A 7,450-nucleotide genomic window follows, 5' to 3' on the forward strand; every position below is an offset into this window, starting at 1 on the left:
TGACGTACAGCCCAAACAATGGCTCAGAAGTTCAGAAGTCAGGAAGCTATTAAAGATTTCATCAGGTACACTTCAGAACATACGCATTAAGGGCATTTTACCCTATGAAAAAATAGGCGGTATTCTCTACTATGCCTATGCGGATATTGTTCAATTGTTGGGCGAAATTGGTCATTCATAATGGATACGAGGCAACTGCTACACAACTTTCTAAAGTTGGCCAGCAAGAATCGGAACATTCACACCTCACATCTTGGCCTATATTCTGCTATACTGATGTGCTACAACAAAAGTTTTTGCCATAATCCTTTTCGGATAACCAGACGTGAACTGATGAAACACTCGGCAATCCATTCTTTCGCAACTTATCATAAGTGCATGAAAGAACTGGTGCTATACGGATATATAGATTACCAGCCCTCATTTCATCCCAGTTTGGCAAGCCGGATCACTTTGTTAAATGACGGTGAAGGCCATGAGGGGTAAACTCCATGCAGGTAAAAGTCCATTTTCTTTCGGGGAAATGGAGCAAGCGGAAGTTGGGCAGAGCCCTACTTGCTTGCCCTTACGCTATCGCTACAGGGGTTTCAAGTAGCCTCCGGGGCTACTTTGGGGCTTTGCAAGCCCTTTAGGAACCATAAACGGTATACTTTCAGGTATACCAATTAGCTAACTAGGCAGATAACCAGTTAACCAGCTAATTAGATACATCATTAGTCGGTTAATCAGCAAACTAAAAACATAAGAAAGGAGCGCAATTATGAAAATGGACATCATCACAATGGAAGACCTCCGCCAGTTCAAAACGGAACTGTTGCAGGAAATGAAGGGCATTATCGGACAAGGGACGGAAAACCAGCAAAACGGGGAATGGCTAAGAAGCGCACAGGTGCGCAAAATGCTGAACATATCAGCAGGCACTTTACAGAACCTGCGTATCAACGGGACATTACCGTTCCGCAAAGTTGGAGGTACGATGTATTACAGCAGGGTACAAATAGAAAAAATATTGAAAGGAGAATAACATGAAGAACTATCTGAACATACAACGCCATGCCCTTAGTGGATATTTTGAACGGGTGGCACTGGAAAACCGATTTTATGCCACCCACATCAGCCTGCTGATGGCATTGTTCTACTACAGCGACAGCGATGCAACCGAAAAAACCTTTCAGGTCAGCAGGCCAAAACTGATGCGGTTCTCCCGTATCAGATCTATCGCCACCTACCATAAGAACATCAAAGACCTTGTCGAATTTGGTTACATAGAATATAATCCCTCATGGCACCCGCAAAGAGGAACACAAATAAGGTTTATTATCGAAATACCAAACCATCCTTAAACATTCGGGATATGGAGGATATCAATACAAAATCGGTGCGCTACCCTGTAGCCACCGATATCAAACTGGAAAAGATCGCCCTCAAGTTGGGCAGGACAAAAAAAGCGACCGTCATACAAATGGTAGAGTATTTCTACCGGAGCAAGAAAGACCCCCTAGACCTGAATGACGAACTGCTGAAAAAAGAGCTGGTCAACGGAAATAACCGGATTATTGGCTTTTTTAAAACGCAGGAAAAAGATTTCCTGTTACCCATTTTCAGCGATACGGGTACGTTGGTTACTATTGCAAAGCAACATACGCTGTATTTAAAGGAAGTTGGCAAGTATATGGTGCAGGATCTTGAAAATACGAAAAAGCTTGCAGAAGGTATGACTGCACTGCAACGTGGTATTGCCAGAACACAGACCCATCTGGAAGACAAAGCGTTGCTGAAATTACGATTTAGCAAGATACTAGAATACTACATCACCCAAAGGGAATCGCTGGGCTGGACTACGGCCAACGTTAAGAAAGAGGAACTGCAAGCCCATGTCAGGCAATCGTTGGAAAATCTATAGCTTATGTTCATCAACATCACCACATCAGAAACGGGAGATAATAAGGGCAGCAGCGGTGCGCTGGTCAATTACCTTGAAAAAGAGAACCAGATGCAGACCGAAAAAGGCAAAGGTTTGGAACTGGAAAATTGGTTTAACGGTACTGGTAACGAAATCCGCAGACAGGAAGTCAGGATGAAGATAGACGGTAACATTGCCAAACTTGGACGCAGCGACAGTAAATTTTTTCTAATCAACATCAGCCCAAGCCAAAAGGAACTGGCGCACCTTTACGAAAAATACGGCAGGGAGGGTACAAAGGATAAGTTAAAGGAATTTGCAGTGAAGGTAATGGATGAGTACGCAAAAAACTTTAAGAGACCAGGTATTAACAGCCATAAAGATTTGCTCTGGTACGGTAAGCACGAAAATTACCGTTATTACAAGCATACAGATAAGGAAGTAAAGGACGGAACACGACAAAAGGGGGAACGCAAAGAAGGAAGACAGGATCATATCCAGATCATCGTCAGTCGTAAGGATATTACGAATAGGATTAAGCTTAGCCCGCAAAATACCTCAAAGGGAAAGAACAAGGAGCATTCTGCCAAGCTTGGGGAATTTAATCGTACCGCCTTTAAACAATCGGGTGAGAAGCTGTTTGATGATTTGTTTGACTTTAACAGGGGGCTAAAAGATACCCTTGCCTATGCCAACACAATGCAAAATGGGACGGTCGCACAGAAAAAACAGATGAAACTATTGGAAAACATCCATAACCTAAAGGCTGACCAGACCATCATCAACGACTTAGGGAAAAGTGTTGCTGAAGGATTGTTTGAAAGTGTCGGGGAAATGATTTCTACAACTGGAAAGATAGGCGCTGGCCTGCTAAGTCTACTTACGGAACCTGTTTACATAATACCAGAAGACAATACAGCTGAACCTAAACGGCGTAAGAAGAAAAAGAAAAAGGGTATGGATCAAAGTCAAGGCATACAACGATAAAATCAAATATACTTTTACAGATTAAAAGCTTATAATAATTAGTGTTGGGGCAAGCTAAAATCATGTGTTAAAAATTCTCTCCTAATCGCGATAATGATGGTATGAATACTTCTTAACTACTTTATATCAAGTAATTATCTTTAGGAAAACTGCCCCTGCTTATTAAATAGTAAAAAATAATTGTCCGCTATATGGTGATGTATAACGGTACTTGATATAATCGGGATAATGGATGATGTGACCACTATATCCTGCATGTTTAAACATTAAGACCATCAGCATAAACAGTAACTTGTTTACGATGGCCTGCAATTCTTCCGGATTTTCATTATTTTCTAATGGCGAAGTACCATGTAGAAATTTATTTCTGGTATTTAAAATTGCTACATCTTCCTCCGGCAAAGTGATGCCAAACAATTCGAATGGTCTGGAAAGCTTTTTTGCATTTGTAGGACTGTTCAAAGCATTAATCTTTGCATCGAGAATATTCTTACCATAGCTGGATATAAACGCATCATATTCACCGATCGCTTCCCGGACTTTACTGATTATTTTCTTTGCCAATTTCTTGTCCTCAATTGGATTGATTCGTTCTGCATTTTCTTCATAGAGAATCGCTGCTATGGTTTCTATTCCAATTGAATAAATGCCGCCCTTCAACAAGACTTGTTTTGACTGATGGCCTTCGATGATGAATCTGCAGCAGCGGGCATAAATCGTGTTATCATGAATCGTTTGACAAAGCGATGAGAAGACGTCGGTGGACATCGGAACACAATGATGGTGAAACGCTTTAGAGCTTGTCGTATTCTCTAAGTGATTTTTAAATTCAATATGATTGAGCAGCGTAACATTGGTTATCGCGGCAGGTTCATTTTTTTCATAGATGACTCGCTGTTTGGCATTGAAATCTCCTTCGATCACATGATAGAAATATTCTCCTAAATGCAAGTTACCGGAAATTAAGGCATAAGCTGTGATCAAACTGTCTGATGCTTTTTTGAACTTATCAAAGGTAATTGGTTCTTGCGATTCAATTATTAGGTAATTTGAATCGGCATTCACCGATTTGTATAAGTGAAATGGCTCATTGTTGAGATTGACTTCCACAAGTCCTGAAGGGAGGTAATGATTCCCTGTTTTTAAGCGTTTATTAGTGAGTGCGGTAAGGCTGGGTTTATTACTTACGGGAATGATCAATCGAAGGTGCTTGTTGTCAAAGTCTTCAACACCACCTCTTTGAAAATGGGTCAGTTTGAATTGAAGAAGTGATGGGATATTCAATGACATGTTGATCTCCAGAACAGACTTTGCCTTAATAAAGTAAATATCCTCGTCAGATTCGAGGTGAAGATCTTCAAATGCCCCATAGCCAGCGCTTTTACTCCCGGCAATGGGTTCAATCAAATCCTCGCAATATACCTTGCATAAAAAATCATCAGTACCGATCTTTTCGATTGTTGCAAGTTTATTATTCAAAGGCGTTTCGGGACTTTTGATCTTATAAACCTTTTCACTTTGCAGACTTTTTATTGCTTTAAGCGAGCCAAAAATGTCTTTTTCTATATCGTACGGTAACTCATCTTTCATATTATCTGCTTGGCTAAACAAGGATCAAATTAGATAAAAATTTTGTTTAGCAGCCTTATACCGTATTTGAATTACTTATTTTTTAACAGCTCATTTTTCTCACGTTCGCTTTGAAGCAATCGTTCATAAAGTTCTACTACTTTATCTAAAGGATTGTAATGACATTGGTAATTGTACTGGTATGCTGATGCGTTATCATGCATATTTTGAATGTGGAATATAAGAACCTCTTCACTGAAATTCTTTATTGCTTCGGCGCTCACACCAAGTACACCTGCAATCTTTTCCAACATTGCATCTTCAACTTCCTCACTTTGCTCTATCTTGGAAATGGTTTGTTGGCTTACGCCAAGTTCAATGGCAAGATAATCCTGCTTGATACCACGTATTTCCCTAATACGGCTAATCTTTCTGCCGATGTGCACTTTGTTAGATTTTGTAGGCGTTTCCATAAAGCAAATATAATAAATTCCTAAGATAGTAATGAACCAATGTATTGTAGTAAGATACCAGCTTTAGTGGTAGGTTACGGCATTGCCGTACCGCATTTTTGATCTCAGAAATCAAAAATGTCACGATTATGGAAACACAATTCTCGCAATCTGGTCAGTTCCAGAAAGAAAACTTTTCGGCCTTTATCAAAGAGCTGGTTCAAAAATTCAAGCCCGAGCAAATCTATAGCTTTGGTAAAAACATTGATTTTAAAGTCAATGACGGTTGTTTTATAGAGAACCATAGTACAAAAAACTATCATTATTTTTTGTTGATGGTGACCGAAAGCGTTACCAGAATTGAACACGAGGTGCAGGACTTTGTCAATAATCATTATCCTTTCGGCAAGATCACCATATTGGCTCATGGGAAAGAAACCATTGCAGATGCAATAAGGGCCAATAACAGGTTTTTCATTACCATTTATAACGAGGGCCAGATTCTTTATAGTCGGGATGGCATGGTGCAGCGCACTCATATCATAAATTTTATACCCACCCAGGGAGCAGTAAAAGCCCAAAAACATTACAATCACCGCTCTACATTGGCAACAGGTTTTTTAAAAAGTGCAAAAGAATGCTTGACCAACCAACATTACAATCTAAGTGCATTTATGGCGCATCAGGTTGTAGAGCAATGCTGTATTGCTTTGATAAGGGTTCATCTGGCATACCGTTCTGATATACACAACCTATATAGACAGCTTCGGTTGTGCGATAGCTTTTCTCCGGCACCATCAAGCCTATTCTTATCGGGCAGGGAAGAGGATAAACGGCTCTTCGATATCATGGTAAAAAGCTATTCTGCCGCACGTTACAAAGATGATTTTAAGGTTGAACAAGCCGATGCAGAGCAAATATTCACCCGTGTTTCCACCTTTTTAAAGCTCACTGAAATTATGTGCGGTGACAAGATAAAATCCCTTGCAAAAGTGGCGGAATCTTACACACAATTAAAAAAAGAAAGTGAGGTGGATTATGCCGGATAAAACTATTCCATCAATGAACCTCTTTCATTTGCCCTTTACCCCAAATACAAGAATACTCACAGAAAATACACTGAACCAATATTCCGAAATCAGAAAACCCAAAAGGGGTTATTTTCCCATTAAAATCAGGAAGATATCTTTCAGCAATGAACTGCTTGTAATGGGTGTAATTTTGGACAAAGAGCCCGAAGAAATGGTTTATATTAAGGTCACCACCTCCGAACTACTGGTGAGCTGCAGCGTTGATAACCATGAAAACTATTTGAGCCGATACGCTTATTTTTCGCTTAACGAACTGATGTACTATCACACTGAATACGATTTCGAGGACTATTATTGGCCGGGATTCTTTGATCAGGAAACAGGGGTGTCTAAGTACCTGATGATCCATAAGTCGAAGGATAGTTTACATGTGTCATCAAAAGTGAGGTATAAAGGCCTATATAAACCTGGAAAACAACTCCCTATAGTATCTGCAAATATAGTGGAGCTGCGAAAAGCAATTCCCTCAATTCAGGAACAGCCACCTAAAGAAACCCATACGGTATTGGGTTTCTGTTTGGCAGATAACAACAATGAGAGGTACCGAACTAACCATTATCCTTTTTTAATTCCTTATATAGGCATATTGAACAAAGGCAAAACGGAAGTTAGGGGCTTTACAACGTACGTGCTTAATGAAATGCAACTATCTGAAATCGATCTTACGGATGAACAGCAAAAACTCGTTGAGATTTGCTTCGATATGAAAAAGATAGCCTTAGTTGCTAATCCGGAATATAAAGAAGACGCTAATAGGCTTGCTGAAAAACGGAAGCAGAACCAATATCATTTCAATCAGCTTTTTGAGCTCTGGCAAAAGGCGCTTCCTTTGCTTTCAGGAAGGTTGTACACACACTACAGTTATACATATGGAATGCGTAATGTAAAGGGCAAACCGAGAAGATCGTATATGACGCCATGCGGCTTTAATAATGAAACACCAGAAATCTGTTTTCTATGGAAAGACATGGGTGATTATTATAAACTGGAACTTCGATTAATGCTTCAAGGAAAAATACATCCGCTACAATATTACTTCAATACCGCTTTTTTTGCTATGCTGAGCTACAGCCCGAGAAAATATGTGCTGTTGAACGCTGTTATAGATAGCCAACTGGTCAGTTATTTTCAGCAAAGCCAATTTCAGCTCTTAGTACTAAAGAAACACTATGACGGTGATTTTAAAAATTTTGTAGATCGGTTAAGGATGATATATAGTTTTATCAATAAATAGAATGTTATGGAAGAAATTTTAAAGGCATTAAATTATCAACCTGTTGATATCTCCGATGAGGATCTTGATAATCCTGTGCCATCAATTACTTATTTTTTTGTGAACCATCCGATTCACGAATCCCGTACTAAGCTTTGGGAGCTATACGAGGGGTGGATTCATTTCGCTGCTGAATCCCCTGAAGGCGAGGAACTAACAGATATGTTGTTTTTTT

Annotated in this window: 10 protein-coding genes; 8 read left to right on the forward strand and 2 right to left on the reverse strand. The window is 39.7% G+C overall.

The features are described 5' to 3' along the window. The 5 genes from ACHFIZ_RS17605 to ACHFIZ_RS17625 form a co-directional block, all read left to right on the forward strand. Nucleotides 1-181, forward strand: a 181-nt coding sequence (locus tag ACHFIZ_RS17605) for a helix-turn-helix domain-containing protein (protein WP_410888239.1), incomplete at its 5' end; no start/stop codon positions are given. 585 nt (nucleotides 182-766) lie between these two features. Next, nucleotides 767-1,024, forward strand: coding sequence for a helix-turn-helix domain-containing protein (locus ACHFIZ_RS17610; protein ID WP_410888241.1), 258 nt, complete (start codon nucleotides 767-769; stop codon nucleotides 1,022-1,024). A gap of 1 nt (nucleotide 1,025) precedes the next feature. Next, on the forward strand, nucleotides 1,026-1,343 hold the full coding sequence (locus ACHFIZ_RS17615) for a hypothetical protein (RefSeq protein ID WP_410888243.1): 318 nt from the start codon (nucleotides 1,026-1,028) through the stop codon (nucleotides 1,341-1,343). After that, complete coding sequence (locus tag ACHFIZ_RS17620; RefSeq protein WP_410888245.1) at nucleotides 1,283-1,903, forward strand: BfmA/BtgA family mobilization protein; 621 nt, start codon at nucleotides 1,283-1,285, stop codon at nucleotides 1,901-1,903. Before ACHFIZ_RS17615 ends, ACHFIZ_RS17620 begins: the two co-directional genes overlap by 61 nt. Before the next feature lie 3 nt (nucleotides 1,904-1,906). After that, nucleotides 1,907-2,890, forward strand: a complete 984-nt coding sequence (locus tag ACHFIZ_RS17625) for a DUF5712 family protein (protein WP_410888247.1) — start codon at nucleotides 1,907-1,909, stop codon at nucleotides 2,888-2,890. Between the two features lie 162 nt (nucleotides 2,891-3,052). On the opposite strand, the gene ACHFIZ_RS17630 is transcribed toward ACHFIZ_RS17625, so the two are convergent. Both ACHFIZ_RS17630 and ACHFIZ_RS17635 read right to left on the reverse strand, forming a co-directional pair. After that, entirely contained in the window at nucleotides 3,053-4,480 is a 1,428-nt protein-coding gene (locus ACHFIZ_RS17630) for a HEPN domain-containing protein (RefSeq protein ID WP_410888249.1), read from the reverse strand. A gap of 71 nt (nucleotides 4,481-4,551) precedes the next feature. Next, nucleotides 4,552-4,932, reverse strand: a complete 381-nt coding sequence (locus tag ACHFIZ_RS17635; protein ID WP_410888251.1) for a helix-turn-helix domain-containing protein — start codon at nucleotides 4,930-4,932, stop codon at nucleotides 4,552-4,554. 128 nt (nucleotides 4,933-5,060) lie between these two features. On the opposite strand from ACHFIZ_RS17635, the gene ACHFIZ_RS17640 reads away from it, so the two are divergent. The 3 genes from ACHFIZ_RS17640 to ACHFIZ_RS17650 all read left to right on the forward strand — a co-directional run. After that, nucleotides 5,061-5,960 (forward strand): HEPN domain-containing protein, encoded by a 900-nt coding sequence (locus ACHFIZ_RS17640; RefSeq protein WP_410888253.1) that lies wholly within the window; start codon nucleotides 5,061-5,063, stop codon nucleotides 5,958-5,960. A 13-nt stretch (nucleotides 5,961-5,973) separates the two neighbouring features. Further along, a complete protein-coding gene (locus ACHFIZ_RS17645; RefSeq protein ID WP_410888255.1) occupies nucleotides 5,974-7,236 on the forward strand; it encodes a hypothetical protein in 1,263 nt (420 codons plus the stop codon). Between the two features lie 6 nt (nucleotides 7,237-7,242). Beyond that, the coding region (locus tag ACHFIZ_RS17650; protein WP_410888256.1) for a hypothetical protein at nucleotides 7,243-7,450 on the forward strand (208 nt) is incomplete at its 3' end.

Origin of the sequence: Pedobacter sp. JCM 36344 (assembly GCF_046546555.1) — a bacterium.
Taxonomy (GTDB): Bacteria; Bacteroidota; Bacteroidia; order Sphingobacteriales; family Sphingobacteriaceae; genus Pedobacter.